The sequence below is a fragment of the Micromonospora sp. PTRAS2 genome, from assembly GCF_054052245.1.
The window spans coordinates 153452-169500 of record NZ_JBSWBU010000008.1; the positions used below are offsets into that span (position 1 = coordinate 153452).

General features: G+C 73.5%; 10 protein-coding genes. 7 read left to right on the plus strand and 3 right to left on the minus strand.

Translation table 11 applies throughout. The features are described from left to right. Positions 1–3: 3 nt before the first annotated feature. The 6 genes from ACVMYR_RS23645 to ACVMYR_RS23670 all read left to right on the plus strand — a co-directional run bounded on the left by ACVMYR_RS23645 (position 4) and on the right by ACVMYR_RS23670 (position 6770). Positions 4–2037 carry a bifunctional aldolase/short-chain dehydrogenase gene (locus ACVMYR_RS23645; protein WP_457122775.1) on the plus strand — a complete coding sequence of 678 codons (2034 nt, stop codon included), beginning with the start codon at positions 4–6 and terminating at the stop codon, positions 2035–2037. Beyond that, positions 2034–3491 (plus strand): rhamnulokinase, encoded by a 1458-nt coding sequence (locus tag ACVMYR_RS23650; protein WP_457122776.1) that lies wholly within the window; start codon positions 2034–2036, stop codon positions 3489–3491. The genes ACVMYR_RS23645 and ACVMYR_RS23650 overlap by 4 nt, the downstream gene beginning before the upstream one ends. After that, positions 3470–4249, plus strand: a complete 780-nt coding sequence (locus ACVMYR_RS23655; RefSeq protein ID WP_431895652.1) for a (Fe-S)-binding protein — start codon at positions 3470–3472, stop codon at positions 4247–4249. Before ACVMYR_RS23650 ends, ACVMYR_RS23655 begins: the two co-directional genes overlap by 22 nt. Next, entirely contained in the window at positions 4246–5676 is a 1431-nt protein-coding gene (locus ACVMYR_RS23660; RefSeq protein ID WP_077939709.1) for a lactate utilization protein B, read from the plus strand. Before ACVMYR_RS23655 ends, ACVMYR_RS23660 begins: the two co-directional genes overlap by 4 nt. Continuing rightward, entirely contained in the window at positions 5673–6290 is a 618-nt protein-coding gene (locus ACVMYR_RS23665; protein ID WP_431895656.1) for a LutC/YkgG family protein, read from the plus strand. The genes ACVMYR_RS23660 and ACVMYR_RS23665 overlap by 4 nt, the downstream gene beginning before the upstream one ends. Before the next feature lie 99 nt (positions 6291–6389). Beyond that, entirely contained in the window at positions 6390–6770 is a 381-nt protein-coding gene (locus ACVMYR_RS23670; RefSeq protein WP_457122777.1) for a VOC family protein, read from the plus strand. Between the two features lie 73 nt (positions 6771–6843). Here the strand turns inward: ACVMYR_RS23670 and ACVMYR_RS23675 are convergent, their stop codons facing one another. From ACVMYR_RS23675 to ACVMYR_RS23685, 3 genes are all read right to left on the minus strand, one after another. After that, the gene (locus ACVMYR_RS23675) at positions 6844–9612 is read right to left on the minus strand and encodes a cellulose binding domain-containing protein (RefSeq protein ID WP_457122778.1); all 2769 of its coding nucleotides are present in this window, start codon (positions 9610–9612) and stop codon (positions 6844–6846) included. Between the two features lie 164 nt (positions 9613–9776). Next, positions 9777–12614, minus strand: coding sequence for a glycosyl hydrolase family 95 catalytic domain-containing protein (locus ACVMYR_RS23680; protein WP_457122779.1), 2838 nt, complete (start codon positions 12612–12614; stop codon positions 9777–9779). 21 nt (positions 12615–12635) lie between these two features. Continuing rightward, entirely contained in the window at positions 12636–13922 is a 1287-nt protein-coding gene (locus tag ACVMYR_RS23685; RefSeq protein WP_396788614.1) for a cellulose binding domain-containing protein, read from the minus strand. Positions 13923–14481: 559 nt separating this feature from the next. Here ACVMYR_RS23685 and ACVMYR_RS23690 point away from each other — a divergent pair. Continuing rightward, positions 14482–16032 (plus strand): glycoside hydrolase family 43 protein, encoded by a 1551-nt coding sequence (locus tag ACVMYR_RS23690; RefSeq protein WP_077939714.1) that lies wholly within the window; start codon positions 14482–14484, stop codon positions 16030–16032. Positions 16033–16049 lie beyond the last annotated feature (17 nt).

Here is a 16049-nt window from a genome sequence, read left to right on the forward strand (position 1 = left end):
GGAATGCACTCCGAGGTTCAGGCACTGGTGGCCCGCAGCAACCGGCTCGGTGCCGACCCGACCACGACCAACTACGCCGGTGGCAACACCTCGACCAAGGGCGAGGCGACCGACCCGGTGACCGGCGGGCCCGTCGAGCTGCTGTGGGTCAAGGGCTCCGGCGGCGACCTCGGCACCCTCACCGAGGCCGGGCTGGCGGTGCTGCGGCTCGACCGGCTGCGCGCCCTGGCCGACGTCTACCCCGGCGTCGACCGGGAGGACGAGATGGTCGCCGCGTTCGACTACTGCCTGCACGGGCGGGGCGGGGCGGCCCCGTCGATCGACACGGCCATGCACGGGCTGGTCGACGCCCCGCACGTCGACCACCTGCACCCCGACGCCGGCATCGCCCTCGCCACCGCCGTCGACGGGCCGGCGCTCACCAAGGAGATCTTCGGCGACCGGGTGCTGTGGGTGCCGTGGCGGCGGCCCGGGTTCCAGCTCGGCCTCGACATCGCCGCCGTGGCCAGGGCCAACCCGCAGGCGATCGGGGTCGTCCTCGGCGGGCACGGCATCACCGCGTGGGGGGCCACCAGCGGGGAGTGCGAACGCCACTCGCTGGAGATCATCCGCACGGCGCAGGCGTACCTCGACCGGCACGGCCGGCCCGAGCCGTTCGGCCCGGTCGTCGCCGGGCACGAGCCGCTGCCGCCGGCCCAGCGGCGGGCCCGCGCCGCCGCCCTCGCGCCGGTCCTGCGCGGCCTGGCGTCGACCGACCGCCCGCAGGTCGGCCACTTCACCGACAGCGACGTGGTGCTCGACTTCGTCGCCCGGCAGCGGCACCCCGCCCTCGCGGCGCTGGGCACCTCCTGCCCCGACCACTTCCTGCGCACCAAGGTCCGCCCGATGGTGCTCGACCTGCCGCCGTCGGCACCGCTGGAGGAGACCGTCGCCCGGCTCAGGGAGCTGCACGCGGCCTACCGCGACGACTACCGCGCCTACTACGAGCGGCACGCGGGCCCGGACAGCCCGCCGATGCGCGGCGCCGACCCGGCGATCGTCCTTGTCCCCGGCGTCGGCATGTTCAGCTACGGGCCCAACAAGCAGACCGCCCGGGTCGCCGGCGAGTTCTATGTCAACGCCATCAACGTCATGCGCGGCGCCGAGTCCGTGTCGACGTACGCCCCGATCGACGAGGCGGAGAAGTTCCGCATCGAGTACTGGGCCCTGGAGGAGGCCAAGCTCGCCCGGATGCCGAAGCCGAAGCCCCTCGCCACCCGGATCGCGCTGGTCACCGGGGCCGGCTCCGGCATCGGCCGGGCGATCGCCCACCGCCTCGCCGCCGAGGGCGCCTGCGTGGTCGTCGCCGACCGCGACATCGCCGCCGCCGAGACCGTGGCCCGTGAGCTGGGCGGCACCGACGTCGCGGTGGCCGTGCCGGTCGACGTCACCGACGCCGGGGCCGTGGCCGACGCGGTCGCTGCGGCGGTGCTCGCCTACGGCGGCCTGGACCTCGTGGTCAACAACGCCGGGCTGTCGCTGTCGAAGTCGCTGCTGGACACCACCGAGGCGGACTGGGACATCCAGCACGACGTGATGGCCAAGGGCTCCTTCCTGGTCTCGCGCGAGGCCGCCCGGGTGCTCGTCGACCAGGGCATGGGCGGCGACATCGTCTACATCTCCAGCAAGAACTCCCTGTTCGCCGGCCCCAACAACGTGGCCTACGGCGCGGCCAAGGCCGACCAGGCGCACCAGGTCCGGCTGCTCGCCGCCGAACTCGGCGGCCACGGCATCCGGGTCAACGGCATCAACCCCGACGGGGTGGTGCGCGGCTCCGGCATCTTCGCCGGCGGCTGGGGCGCGAAGCGGGCCGCCGTCTACGGGGTGCCCGAGGAGCGGCTGGGCGAGTACTACGCCCAGCGCACCCTGCTCAAGCGGGAGGTGCTGCCCGAGCACGTCGCCAACGCCGTCTTCGTGCTCACCGGCGGTGAGCTGTCCCACACGACGGGCCTGCACGTCCCGGTCGACGCCGGCGTCGCGGCGGCCTTCCTCCGGTGAGCGCCGTCGTCGACGTCGCCGCGGTCGACCTCGGCGCGTCCAGCGGCCGGGTGATGGTCGGCCGCGTCGGCCCGGGCCGGGTGGCGCTCACCGAGGCGCACCGGTTCCCCAACGTGCCCGTCCGCGTCGGCGGCACCCTGCACTGGGACATCCTCCGTCTGTGGCAGGGGGTCGTCGCCGGGCTGCGCGCCGCCGGCCCGGTGACGAGCGTCGGCGTCGACTCCTGGGCCGTGGACTACGGGCTGCTCGACGCCACCGGCGCGCTGCTGGGCAACCCCGTGCACTACCGCGATGGGCGCACCGACGGGGTTGCCGAGCGGGTCGAGGAGCACCTGGGCCGGGAGCGGCTGTACGCCACCACCGGGTTGCAGCGGCTGCCGTTCAACACCCTCTACCAGCTGGTCGCGGCGGCCGGCACGCCGCAGCTGGCCACCGCCGACCGGCTCCTGCTGATCCCGGACCTGATCACCTACTGGCTCACCGGCCGCCTCGGCGCGGAGGTCACCAACGCCTCGACCACCCAGCTGTACGACCTGCGCCGCCGGGCCTGGGCCACCGACCTGATGGTCGAGGCGGGGGTCCCCGCCGGACTGCTGCCGCCCCTGCACCCGCCGGGCACCCGGATCGGCCCGGTCCGGCCCGACCTGGGGCTGCCCGGCACCCCCGAGGTGGTGGCGGTCGGCTCACACGACACCGCGTCCGCCGTCGTCGGCGTGCCCGCGGCCGGCGAGCGGTTCGCCTACGTCTCCTGCGGCACCTGGTCGCTGGTCGGCGTCGAACTCGACGCCCCGGTGCTCACCGAGGCGAGCCGGCGGGCCAACTTCACCAACGAGGCCGGCGTCGACGGCACCGTCCGCTACCTGCGCAACGTGATGGGTCTGTGGCTGCTGCAGGAGTCGGTGCGCACCTGGGGCGACGTCGACCTGCCCACCCTGCTGCGCCAGGCGGCCGGGGAGCCGGCGTTCCGGTCCGTGGTGGACCCCGACGACCCGGTGTTCCTGCCGCCCGGCGACATGCCGGCGCGGATCGCCGACGCCTGCCGGCGCGCCGGCGAGCCGGCGCCGGACAGCCCGGCGGCCACGGTCCGCTGCGTCCTGGACAGCCTGGCGCTGGCCCACCGGCGTGCCGTGCGCCAGGCCCAGGAGCTGTCCGGCCGGTCGGTCGACGTCGTGCACGTGGTCGGCGGGGGCGCCCGCAACGAGCTGCTCTGCCAGCTCACCGCCGACGCCTGCGGGCTGCCGGTGGTCGCGGGGCCGGTCGAGGCCACCGCGCTGGGTAACATCCTGGTGCAGGCCCGGGCGGCCGGCGTGGTCGGCGGCGACCTGGCCGCGCTGCGGGGCCTGCTGCGTGCGACGCAGCGCCTCGTCCGGTACGAGCCGAGGGGCGACCAGGCGGCCTGGCGAACGGCCGAGGAACGGATGGGTGGTGAAGGATGCGCGTCGCGTTGTTCGTGACCTGCCTGGCCGACACCCTGTTCCCGCAGGCGGCGGTGGCGACGGTGCGGCTGCTGGAGCGCCTCGGGCACGAGGTCGTCTTCCCCGAGGACCAGACGTGCTGCGGGCAGATGCACGTCAACACCGGCTACCCGGACGACGCGCTGCGGCTGGTGCGCCGGCACGTGCGGGTCTTCGCCCCGTACGACGTGGTGGTGGCGCCCTCCGGGTCGTGCGTGGGCTCGGTGCGGCACCAGCACGCCACGGTGGCCCGGCGGGCGGGCGACGAGCGGCTCGCCGGCCGGGCCGAGGAGGTCGCCGCCCGCACGTACGAGCTGTCCGAGTTCCTCGTCGACGTGGCCGGGGTCACCGACGTCGGGGCCTACTATCCGCACCGGGTGACGTACCACCCGACGTGCCACTCGCTGCGGATGCTGCGGGTGGGCGACCGGCCGCTGCGCCTGCTGCGCGCCGTACGCGGGCTGGAGCTGGTGGAGCTGCCGCAGGCGGAGCAGTGCTGCGGCTTCGGCGGCACCTTCGCGGTGAAGAACGCCGACACGTCGACGGCGATGCTCGCCGACAAGATGCGCCACGTGCTGGCCACCGGGGCCGACGTGTGCACCGCCGGCGACGCCTCCTGCCTCATGCACATCGGCGGCGGGCTGTCCCGGCTGCGCGCCGGCGTGCGCACCGTGCACCTGGCCGAGATCCTGGCCAGCACCGAGGCGAACCCGGCCGGCGGGGCGGTCGCGACGCCGGCCACCGGAGGTGCGCGATGACCGAGACCTTCCTCGGCATGCCGGCCACCGCCCCGCCCGGCGTCGGGCACCTGCGCGGCGACGAGCCGTTCCCGGTGGCCGCCCGGCGGGCGTTGGGTGACGCCCAACTGCGCCGCAACGTGGGCCACGCCACCAGCACCATCCGCGCCAAGTCGGCCGCCGTGATCGGCGAGGTGCCCGACTGGCCGCAGCTGCGGGCCGCCGCCCGGGCGATCAAGACGGACACCATGGCCCGCCTGCCCGAGCTGCTGCAGCAGCTGGAGGCGGCGGTCGGTCGGGCCGGCGGGACGGTGCACTGGGCCGCCGACGCGGTCGAGGCCAACCGGATCGTCACCGACCTGGTCCGGGCGGCCGGCGCCGACCGGGTGATGAAGGTCAAGTCGATGGCCACCCAGGAGATCGGCCTCAACGAGGCCCTGGTGGACGCCGGCATCGAGCCGGTCGAGACCGACCTCGCCGAGCTGATCGTGCAGCTCGGCGACGACCGGCCCAGCCACATCCTGGTGCCGGCGATCCACCGCAACCGGGCCGAGATCCGGGAGATCTTCCTGCGCACCATGCCCGGGGTGGACCCGGCGCTCACCGACGAGCCGGCGGCCCTGGCCGCCGCCGCGCGCCGACATCTGCGCGAGACGTTCCTGAGCACCCGGGTCGCCGTGTCGGGGGCGAACTTCGCCGTCGCCGAGACCGGCACCCTCGCCGTCGTCGAGTCGGAGGGCAACGGGCGGATGTGCCTCACCCTGCCGGAGACCCTGATCACCGTCATGGGCATCGAGAAGGTCGTGCCCACCTGGCGTGACCTGGAGGTCTTCCTGCAACTGCTGCCCCGGGCGTCGACGGGGGAGCGGATGAACCCGTACACCTCGATGTGGACCGGCGTCACCCCCGGCGACGGCCCGCAGGCGTTCCACCTGGTGCTGCTCGACAACGGCCGCAGCGCCGTGCTCGCCGACCCGGTCGGCCGGGAGGCGCTGCACTGCATCCGCTGCTCGGCCTGCCTCAACGTCTGCCCCGTCTACGAGCGCACCGGCGGCCACGCCTACGGGTCGGTCTACCCGGGGCCGATCGGCGCGGTGCTCTCCCCGCAGCTCACCGGCGTCGCCGACAACGCCTCCCTGCCGTACGCGTCGTCGCTCTGCGGCGCCTGCTACGACGCCTGCCCGGTGATGATCGACATCCCGTCCATCCTCGTCCACCTGCGCGGCCAAGCGCCGCACCCCAGGGGCGAGGCGGCGGCGATGGCCGCCGCCGCGTACACGATGGACCATCCCGCGCTGTACGCGGCCGCGCAGCGCGGCGCGAAGCTGAGCCGGCTCGCCGGCCCGCGCGGGCGCGGCCTGCCCCCGCCGCTGTCGGGCTGGACGGCCAGCCGCGACCTGCCGGAGCCGCCGCCGCAGACCTTCCGCCAGTGGTGGGCCGACCGGTGACCGCCCGCGACCTGATCCTCGGCCGCCTGCGGGCCGCGCTGGCCGCACCCGCGCCCCCGCCGGCCGAGGTGCCCCGGGACTACCGGCCCGCCGGCGCCGTGGCCGCCGACCTGGACGTGCTCGCGGACCGGCTCACCGACTACCGGGCGACCGTGCACCGGTGCGCGGACGCCGACGTCGCCCGGGTCGTCGACGAGGTGCTCGGCGGCCGGCGGGTCGTGGTGCCGCCCGGGCTGCCCCCGCACTGGCTGCCGCCCGGCGTCACCGCCGTGACCGACGACGGCCTCGACGCCGCGCGGATCGCCGCGGCCGACGGCGTGGTCACCGCGGCGGCCGTGGCCGTCGCCGAGACCGGCACCATCGTGCTCGACGGGGGCCCGGACCAGGGCCGCCGGGTCGTCACCCTGCTGCCCGACGTGCACGTGTGCGTGCTGCGGGCCGACCAGGTCGTCGCCACCGTGCCGGACGCCCTCGCCCGCCTCGACCCGCGCCGCCCCCTGACCTGGATCAGCGGTCCGTCGGCCACCAGCGACATCGAACTCGACCGGGTCGAGGGTGTCCACGGCCCCCGCCACCTGCACGTGGTCCTCACCGGAGGGCCCGGCGGGGGCTGAAAACCCTGTCGCTTCCGCCCGCCCCGCCCGGTACGGTCTCCGGCGTGTTCCCACCGTCGGGAGCGCGATGCTTGTTCCCCTCACTGTTAGGTGGCGTCGATGGCCTGTCGGATCAGCGAGCTCGTCCTCAGTTGCCGCGATCCCGAGGTGCTGTCGCGGTTCTGGTGCGAGGTGCTGGACTTCGTGGTGCTCGACCGCGACGGCGACGGCAGCATCGAGATCGGGCCGCGCGAGGGGTTCGGCGGCCCACAGCCGACGATCATCCTCGTCCCCACCGACGAGCCGGAGCCGGCGAAGCCCCGGCTGCACATCGACGTCAACGCCACCGACCGCGACCAGGACGCCGAGCTCGAACGGCTGCTCGCGCTCGGGGCGCGCCGGGCCGACATCGGCCAGACCGGCGAGGAGTCCTGGCACGTCCTCGCCGATCCCGAGGGCAACGAGTTCTGCCTGCTCAAGGCCCGTCTTCAGCCGCTCTGAGGGCGCGGGCGTCCCCGGCGCGCCCTCAGAGCATCGCGCGTCACGTGTCCTGTCGCGGTCGGTGGTGTCGGGGTCAGCGCCAGAGCGACGAGTTGCCGAAGTTGGCCGGCTCGGTCTCGCCCGCGGCGCCGACGGTGTCGGTGGTCGTGATCGTGATGGTGGCGTCGGGCAGGCCCGCCGACCGGGCCGTGACGGTCGTCGTGCCGGCGTACCAGGAACGGAACTCGATCGCGGCCTTCCCGTCGAACATCTGCGTGCCCGGGGTGAAGGTGTAGGTCTTGCCGCCGGGCAGGATGCCCGGGCCGCTGGTGACGGTCAGCGTGACGGCCCGGTTGTTGTTGACCCACGCCCCCGAGGCGTTGCGCATCGTGACCACGAGCTGGGTGTCCGTGGTGCCGTCGTTGGTGATGGTCGTCGACGAGTTCTTCCCCGCCTCCAGGGTCATCCTGGTCGCGGTGCCGCTCGTGGACTGCTCGCGGGCCACGGGCGTGGGGTCGGCGACGGTCGTGGTGCCCGTCCACCGCGCCTTGTTGGCCCGGTACCAGTACCACTGGTTCTTCGGCAGCCGGTAGAAGTCGATCATCCCCATCCGGGCGAAGCTGGGGTCGAAGATCGTGCCGTGGTCGAAGCCCGCCCAGATGGCCAGCCCGGCGCTGCCGGTGGTGAGCTTGAACCGGGTCCCGTCGGCCGGGTCCTTCACGTCGCCGTACGTCGGGTCGTAGGTGCCGGGCCGGTCGGAGGTGTACGACCCGTATTCCGAGACCATGTTCGGCATCCAGGTGTTGGTGATCTTCCCGCCGTCGCCGTTGTAGCCGGCGATGTCGCAGACGGAGAGCTGGTCGAGCGCGCTGCGCTGCACGCCGCCCATCCCCGCCTTGCGCGTCGGGTCGAGCTGGTGGGAGTAGTCGCGCATCCTGCTCACCAGCGCCTTGGCCTTGCTCAGGGTGGTCGAGGCCGTGAAGAACACCTCGTTGCCCATCGACCAGTTGATGATCGAGGGGTGGTTGCGGTTGACCCGGATCATGTCGCGCAGCCCGTCCATGGCGCTCTGCTCGAAGACCGCCTCGTCGGTGGTGCGCTGCGGGTAGCCGTCGGCGAGGTAGTCGTTGGAGCTGCCGGTCGGCGTGGGTTCCCGGCCGGCGGTCGCGGTGGCCCAGAAGGTGCTCTCCGACCAGAACATCAGGCCGAGTTTGTCGGTGGCGTCGGCGAAGGACGGGTCGTGCGGGTAGTGCGACCCCCGGATGAAGTTCATCCCGGCCTCGCGGATCTGGCGGACGTCGCGCTCGAACCCGGAGTTGCTGACGACGTTGCTCCACCCGCCGTGGTCCTGGTGGGCGTTCGCCCCGAACAGCAGGGTCCTGACGCCGTTGAGATGGAAGCCGTCCACCTTCCACTGCGCGCTGCGGAAGCCGAACGTGCTGGGGTAGCTGTCGACGACCGTGCCGTCGATGACCACCCCGTCGGCGGTGCCGTCGACCACCAGGGAGGTCGTCACGGTGTACAGCGCGGGGTTGTTCGGCGCCCACAGGTCGAGGTTCTGCAGCATCGCGGCGGTGTTCGACAGGGAGCCGCTGAGCGCGTCGAGGCTCGCCGTGCTCGCCGCGCCGAGGGTCCGCACGGGCGAGGCGAACGTGGCCAGCACGGTGTTCGACCCCTGCCGGCGCACCTCCTGTCGGGCGTAGACGTCGATGGCGGAGCCGCCGTCGTTGCGTACCTCCGTCTGGACCCGCACGTTGGACCGGCGGGCGGCGAGGTTCGCGCGCAGGTCGGTCTCGCTCGGATACTGCGCCAGGTCGATGTTGCGGTAGTAGGCCGCGTTGCTGGTGTCCCACGCCGGGTTGGTCAGCGCGGGCGTGGTGACGAAGGTGCCGTACCAGGTGACGTGGACGTTGTCGGTGACGTTGAGGAAGACGTCGCGGTAGATGCCGCCGCTGAACTGGTGGTCGCCGGTGCGCGGGGCGAGGTCCGGCCGCCAGGAGTTGTCCACCCGCACCGCGACCACGTTGTCGCCGGTGTGGATCGCGCCGGTGATGTCGAAGGCGAACCCGGTGAAGCCACCCCGGTGGGTGCCGATCCGGGTGCCGTTGACCCACACCTCGGTGACCGCGAACGATCCCTCGAACTCGATTTCGACGCGCCGGCCGGTCCAGGAGGAGGGGGCGGTGACGTGCCTGCGGTACCAGCCCGCGCCCACGTGGAACGACTTCCCGCTGTTGGTGGGGCTGATGTCGTAGGGGGCGTCGAAGTCGTGCGGCAGGGCCACGGGCACCCAGGTCGAGTCGTCGTAGCCGGGGTTCTGGGCCCCCGGGACGTCCGAGCGGACGAACCTCCAGCCCCGGTTGACGTTGACCTTCTCCCGCGCGCCCGACCCGGTCGGCGGGCCGGCCGTGGGGGTCGGGGTGGGCGACTGCGGCGTCGTCGACGGGGTGGGCGTGGGCGTGGCCACCCCGCCCGTGCAGGCCGTGCCGTTGAGGGTGAACACGGTCGGCGTCGGGTTGCTGCCGGTCGACGAGCCGTTGAAGCCGAAGTCGACCGTCCCCCCGGTGGGGATGCTGCCGTTGTAGGCCGCGTTGGTGACGGTCACCTGCGCGCCGGACTGGCTCACGGTGCCGTTCCAGAGCTGGGTGACCGTCTGCCCGGCGGCGAACGACCAGGACAACCGCCAGCCGGTGACGGCGTCGCCGAGGTTGGTGACGGCGACCGTCGCGCCGAAGCCGCCCGGCCAGGAACTGGTGACCGTGTAGTCGACCCGGCAGCCGGCGGCGGCCTGGGCCGCGGTCGCCGCCACCAGCCCGCCCGTGCCCGCCAACACGGCGCTGAGGACGAGAGCTCTGATCTTCATGCTGCCTCCACTGCGGAGTGGGTGGAGCGGTGGACCCCGAAACGGGCGGGCTGAGCGGTGCACCCGACGAGCGGCGGGTTGAGCGGTGGACCCGACGGGCGGGCGGGGCGCGCCGGCCCGGGCGGCCCCGAGGCCGCCCGGCGCGACGGCGCGCCCCGCGCCGGTCAGGTGGTGGTGCAGGTGAGGTTCGTCGGCGGGTTGTTGGTCCCGGTCGTCGTGCCGATGAAGCCGAACGTGGTGGAGGCGCCGGCCGCCAGCGCCCCGTTGTAGTCGACGTTGCGCACCGACACGTTCGACCCGCTCTGGGTGTGCGAGCCGCCCCAGATCTGGCTGATCACCTGGCCGTTGGGGAACGTCCAGGAGACCGTCCAGCCCCGGATCGCGGTCGCGCCTGCGGTGACGGTGACCTCGCCCTGGAAGCCGCCCGACCAGGACCCCGTCACCGCGTACGTCGCCCGCGCGCCGGACGACGGCGGCGAGCTGGTCGGCGGCGGGGTCGGCGTCGGCGTCGGCGACCCGGTGGGCGTGGTGGTGGGGGTGGGCGTCGGGGTGGGGGTCAGGGTCGGTGACGGCGTGACGCCGGGCCGCGCCGCCCGGTAGGTGTGGCCGGCGCGGACGGTGAGCGCGACGACGTCCGTCTCCGGCCGGGTGACGGCCGGCGTGCTGCCGTCGGTGACGTCGACGAGGGTGAAGCTGCCGGTGAGCAGCCGCGCGCGCAGCTTCAGCGTGCCGTCGCGGTCGGCGCGGATGGCGATCTCGTCGATCTGGCTGTTGGTCCAGGCCACGCCGACGGTGTAGCCGCCCCGGCCGCGCAGGCCCGCGACCTGCCCGGTGGGCCAGGCCGTCGGCAGCGCGGGCAGCACGTGCAGCTCCCCGGCGTGGCTCTGCAGCAGCATCTCGGCGATGCCGGAGGTGGCCCCGAAGTTGCCGTCGATCTGGAACGGCGGGTGCAGGTCGAACATGTTCGGCGCGAGCCGGTCGGTGCGCACCAGGTCCTTGAAGAGCTTGTGGGCGCGGGCGGCGTCCTCCAGCCGGGCCCAGAAATTGATCTTCCAGGCGAGGGACCAGCCGGTGCCGTCGTCGCCGCGCAGCTCCAGCGTCTTGCGCGCGGCCTCGTGCAGGGCCGGGGTGCCGCGCTTGGTGATCTGGTTGCTGGGGTGCAGGCCGTACAGGTGGGAGACGTGCCGGTGGGTCCGCTCGGTCTCGACCCAGTCGGCGAGCCACTCCTGGACGTTGCCGCGCGAGCCGACGCGGCTCGGAGGCAGCCGGTCCTTCGCGGTACGCACCTGCGACCGGAAGGTGGTGTCGACGCCGAGCGCCTCGCTGGCCCTGGCCGCGGCGTCGAACAGGTCGCGCAGGATCTGGTTGTCCATCGTGGGGCCGGCGCAGACGCTGACGTTCGAGTGGTGGGCGAGTTCCGGCGAGTTCGACGGGTTCGTCACCAGGTAGCCGAGCGTCGGGTGGGCGACCAGGGTGTCGAGGAAGAACTGCGCGGCGCCCTTCAGGGCCGGGTAGTTGGTCTGGAGGAACCCGAGGTCGCCGGTGAACAGGTAGTGCTCCCAGATGAGCGTGGCCAGCCACGCGCCGCCGGTCTGCCACATGCCCCACAGGGCCCCGTCGACGACCGACGCGCCCCGCCACGCGTCCGTGTTGTGGTGGGTGACCCAGCCGCCCGCGCCGTACTGGGCCTGGGCGACGCGCGCGCCGGTCACCGTCAGGTCCTTGATCATGTCGAAGACCGGCAGGAAGCACTCGGACAGGTTCGTCGTGTCGGCCGGCCAGTAGTTCATCGGCAGGTTGGCGTTGATCGTGTACTTCGAGTCCCAGGACGGGGCCAGGGAGTCGTTCCAGATGCCCTGCAGGTTCGCCGGCTGGGTGCCCGGCCGCGAGGAGGAGATCAGCAGGTAGCGGCCGAACTGGAACAGCAGCGCGGCGAACTGCGGGTCGTTGGTGCTCGCGTGCTGGGCGATCCGCACGTCGGTGGGCTGGTCGGCGGCGGCCGTGCGCCCCAGATTGATCGTCACCCGGTTGAACAGCGCCTGGTAGTCGGCGACGTGGCGGCTGCGCAGCTGGTCGATGGCCACGCCCTTGGCCGCGTTGAGCCGGGTGCGCGCGATGCCCTGGTAGTCGCCGTTGACGGTGCGGTAGTTGACGTAGCTGGACCCGATCGACACCAGCACGGTCACGCTCGTGGCCCCGGAGACCCGCAGGGAGCCGCCGGAGCTGCTGACCGTGCCGCCCGTCGCGATCGCGTGGGCCAGGCCGAGGAACCGCACCGACCCGTTGAGGCCCTCCATGTTGCCGGAGATGCCGTCGACGGCGATCGTGCTGGCGTCCGGGCTCGACATGGTCGTCCGTTGCGGACTGTCGAAGGTGGCGGTGAACGTGATCGAGTTCGCCTTGTCGGCGGTCAGCCGCAGCACGATCACCTGGTCGGGGGCGCTGGCGAACACCTCACGCTGGTAGCGGACCCCGCCCAGCACGTACGTGGTGGTGACGGTGGCGGTGGTGAGGTCGAGGGTGCGGTTGTACTGCGACACGCCGCTGGCCGAGCCGAAGGCGAGCCGGAGGTTGCCCACGGTCTGGTAGGCGAGCTGGCCGCCCGGCGAGCCCATCATCGTCTGGTTGATCAGGTCCTGCGCCGAGGACCACTGGTCGGCGAAGACGCGGCGGCGGATCTCGGCCAGGTTGGCCGCGCCCCGGGTGTTGGCGGAGTCGTACGGGCCGCCGGCCCACACGGTGTCCTCGTTGAGCTGCAGCCGCTCGGTGTCGACGTTACCGAAGACCATCGCGCCGAGGCGTCCGTTGCCGATGGGCAACGCACGCAGCCAGTCGGTGCCGGCCCCCTCGTCGTACCACAGCGCCATGTCACCGGCTGCCAGCGCCTGCGGCGGCGCCGCCGAGTCGGCGCGGGCGACGGCGCTCCACGCCGCCGGCACCAGCGCGGCCCCGGCCCCCGCGGCCCCGGCCTTGAGCACGTTCCTTCGTGTCACTTCAGACATGATCTCTCCAGTTCACGCGGCTCAGAGGCTGGTGCAGGTCAGGGACGGCGTGTTCGGCGAGCCGCTGGCGAGAAAGCCGAACGTCGTGGACGTGCCGGCGGCCAGGCTGCCGTTCCAGGTCTCGTTGGAGACGTTCTGGGTGCTACCGGCGGGCGCGTTGCGGCCGCCCCAGATCTGGGTGATCGTCTGCCCGCCGGCGAGCGTCCAGCTGACCCGCCACCCGCTGATGGCGGTGCCGCCCGCGGTCACCTTGACCTCGCCCTGGAAGCCGCCCGACCACTGGCCCGTGGTCTGGTAGCTGGCGGCGCACCCGCCCGGTGCCGGGCTGGTCGGCGGCGTGGTCGGCGGGGTCGTGGGCGGCGTGGTCGGCGGCGTGGTGGGCGGGGTGCCGGCGAACTGGGTGAAGAACCGCCACACCTCGCCCGGTACCCAGGTCCGCGAGCCGCTGTCGCCGCCGGCGCCGTCCTGCGGCGCGGCGATGTGGCCGCCGTCGAACGCCGCCCACACCACCGGGTAGCCGGACCGGCAGCCGGAGTAGCTGAAGACGGTGTGCGTGAGGCTGCCCGCCCTCGGCTCCGGCGGGCTCGCCGCCGTGCACCCGTTGTTGCGCACGAAGCGGTCGCGCAGCGAGCGCCCACCGGCGATGTTGTCGCCGATGCCGTGCACCCCGAGGTACGCGAACGGCTGGGTGCCGCCGCTGCATCCGCTGAGCGTGCCGGGGGCGGACTGGACGGCGACCGCCCGGAAGACGTCCGGCCGGGCGCAGGCCAGCGCGTAGCTCATGGATCCGCCGTAGCTGAAGCCGACGGAGAACCGCTGCGTCGTGTCGACGCACAGGCCGCCCTCGATCCGGCGGAGCATGTCGTCGACGAACGTGAGGTCCTCGCCGCCGGCGTTGGCCCAGCCGTTGTCGATGCCCTGCGGCGCGACGAAGATCGTGCTGTTCTCCGCCAGGCGCAGCAGGCCGTAGTAGGCCCACACGTCCCGCTGCACCGTCTGGCCCGTGGCGACGTCGACCGCGGTGCCGCCCCACCAGTGGAACCCGAAGACCAGCCGGTACGGCCGGTTGGCGTCGTAGCCGTCGGGAACCCGCAGGATGAACGTGCGGTTCTTCCCGTTGCTCTGGATCGTGTGCGTGCCGCTGGCCAGCGTCGGCGCCTTGCCGCAGCCGGCCGTCGCCGCCGCCGCGCCGACGTCCGCGGCCCGGGCGGTGCCGCCGAGGCCGCCGCCGACCATCGCAGCGCCCATGCCGAGGGTCAGCAGCGTCGCGACCGCGACGGATGCCAACCGGGACCTGTGTGTGGACATCAGATGTCTCCTTCATGCCGTGGGGTGGTGGTGTCGACGGCATGCCGTCGTTGGTCAGCCCGGACGTGGCCGTCCGGCCGGGAGCGGCCACCAGCGCTGACCTGCCCACGGTCAGGCGTGACGGGGAGGATGGCGTGCCTGCCCGGCCGTTGGCGCGTGAACTGGCGCTGACGCGTTGGAGCTCGTCGGGTCGCCGACCGGTCGCCCGTGCCGGTGCGGTGATGAGGACAGCGCGTCGAACGACGCTGCTGTTGCCAGCGAGAGCCACACCCGCGTTCTCGACGCTGACGTGCGTCGATGTCTGCCGGCGTCCGAGCTCCCGACGGTGCACCAGCTTTGCCCACATAGACTTTCGTGGATTCCCGTGCCCGCCGTCAAGATATGACGTTTAGGTTTCGCGAAAGTTTTCCGCTGATGAGGCGCCGGTCCGTCGCGGTCGCCGCCCGCCCGCCGCCCCGGAGGCCACGGAGCGGGCCTGCGGACCTTGAGCCCGGCCGGGGTTTCTCGTAGCATCCAGGGTCCGAAATGTTACCGCGAACATTTCTCGGAGGTGGTGCCAGTGTCCGCCGACGCGCACTACCGTAACCCGGTCGTCGCCGGTTTCTATCCCGACCCGAGCGTCTGCCGCGTCGGCGACGACTACTACCTGGTCTGCTCCAGCTTCGAATACTTCCCGGGCGTGCCGCTGCTGCACAGCCGGGACCTGGTCAACTGGCGGCAGATCGGCAACGTGCTCGACCGCCCGAGCCAACTCCAACTCCCCGCGGACACCCCGGCCTCCCAGGGCGTCTACGCCCCGACCATCCGCCACCACGACGGCCGGTTCTGGGTGGTCACCACCAACGTGAGCCTGGGCCGGCACCTGATCGTCACCGCGCAGGACCCCGCCGGGCCGTGGTCCGATCCGGTCCAGATCGACCTGCCGCACGTCGACCCCTCGCTGGCCTGGGACGACGAGGGGAACTGCTGGCTGACCACCTCGGGGGTGAAGTCCTACCGGATCGACCCGGACACCGGCCGGGTGTTGGAGGGCCCGATCCCCCTCTGGTCGGGCACCGGCGGCCAGTACCCCGAGGCCCCGCACCTCTACCGCATCGACGGCTGGTGGTACCTGCTGCTCTCCGAGGGCGGCACGCACACCGGCCACGCCGTCTCGGTCGCCCGGTCGCGCAGCCCCCGGGGCCCCTTCGTGCCCGCACCGACCAACCCGATCCTCACCCACCGGGGCAGCAACCTGCCGGTGCAGGCCACCGGGCACGCCGACCTGGTCCAGAGCCCCGACGGCGGCTGGTGGATGGTCCTGCTCGGCATCCGGGCCAAGGGCCAGTGGCCGCCCTACCACGTCCTGGGCCGCGAGACCTTCCTGGTGCCCGTCCGCTGGGTCGACGGGTGGCCCGCCGTCGACCCCGTCGAGGAGGTCACGGCGGCCCCGGCCGGCAGCGCCCCGGCGCTCGCCGCCCCGGCCGAGGCGGGCGCGTACCGCGACGACTTCGACACAGCCGTCCTCGCCCCCGGCTGGGTCTCGCCGCGCTCCCGGCCCGACGCCGCCTGGTCGCTGACCGCGCGGCCCGGCTGGCTCACCCTGAACGCCACGGGGGCGACGCTGGACCGCGCCAGCGCGACGATCGTGGCCGCCCGGCAGCGGCACCACGACTGCCGCGCCAGCGCCCGCCTGGACCCGGGCGGCGGCACCGCCGGGCTCACCATCCGCATCGACGAGGCGCACCACTACGACCTGGAGGTCTCCGCCGGCCGTGTGCGGGTCGTCGGCCGGGTCGGCCCGTTCCGGCAGGTCTTCGCCGAGCTCGCCGTGCCCGGCGGGCCGGTCGTCCTCACGATCGCCACCCGCACCCACGACCTCCGTCCGCCGACCGTGACCGGCGCCGCCGACCTGGCGGCCGGGGCCGCGCCCTTCGGCGTACGCGCCGCCGCCTGCGACATGGTGGCCTTCGAGGTGGAGACCCCCGACGGCCCCCGCGTGCTGGCCGAGCTCGACGGGCGCTACCTGTCCACGGAGGTCGCCGCCGGCTTCACCGGCCGGGTCGTCGGCATGTACGTCACCGAGGGCAGCGCCGCCTTCGACTGGTTCGACTACCGGCCGGCGGGCTGACGGCGCTCGCCGCGGCG

Coding starts and splice junctions, on each gene's coding strand:
- ACVMYR_RS23685 (WP_396788614.1), bottom strand. CDS start 13,922: ATGTCCACACACAGGTCCCGGTTGGCATCCGTCGCGGTCGCGACGCTG.
- ACVMYR_RS23645 (WP_457122775.1), top strand. CDS start 4: ATGCACTCCGAGGTTCAGGCACTGGTGGCCCGCAGCAACCGGCTCGGT.
- ACVMYR_RS23680 (WP_457122779.1), bottom strand. CDS start 12,614: ATGTCTGAAGTGACACGAAGGAACGTGCTCAAGGCCGGGGCCGCGGGG.
- ACVMYR_RS23670 (WP_457122777.1), top strand. CDS start 6,390: ATGGCCTGTCGGATCAGCGAGCTCGTCCTCAGTTGCCGCGATCCCGAG.
- ACVMYR_RS23660 (WP_077939709.1), top strand. CDS start 4,246: ATGACCGAGACCTTCCTCGGCATGCCGGCCACCGCCCCGCCCGGCGTC.
- ACVMYR_RS23655 (WP_431895652.1), top strand. CDS start 3,470: ATGCGCGTCGCGTTGTTCGTGACCTGCCTGGCCGACACCCTGTTCCCG.
- ACVMYR_RS23675 (WP_457122778.1), bottom strand. CDS start 9,612: ATGAAGATCAGAGCTCTCGTCCTCAGCGCCGTGTTGGCGGGCACGGGC.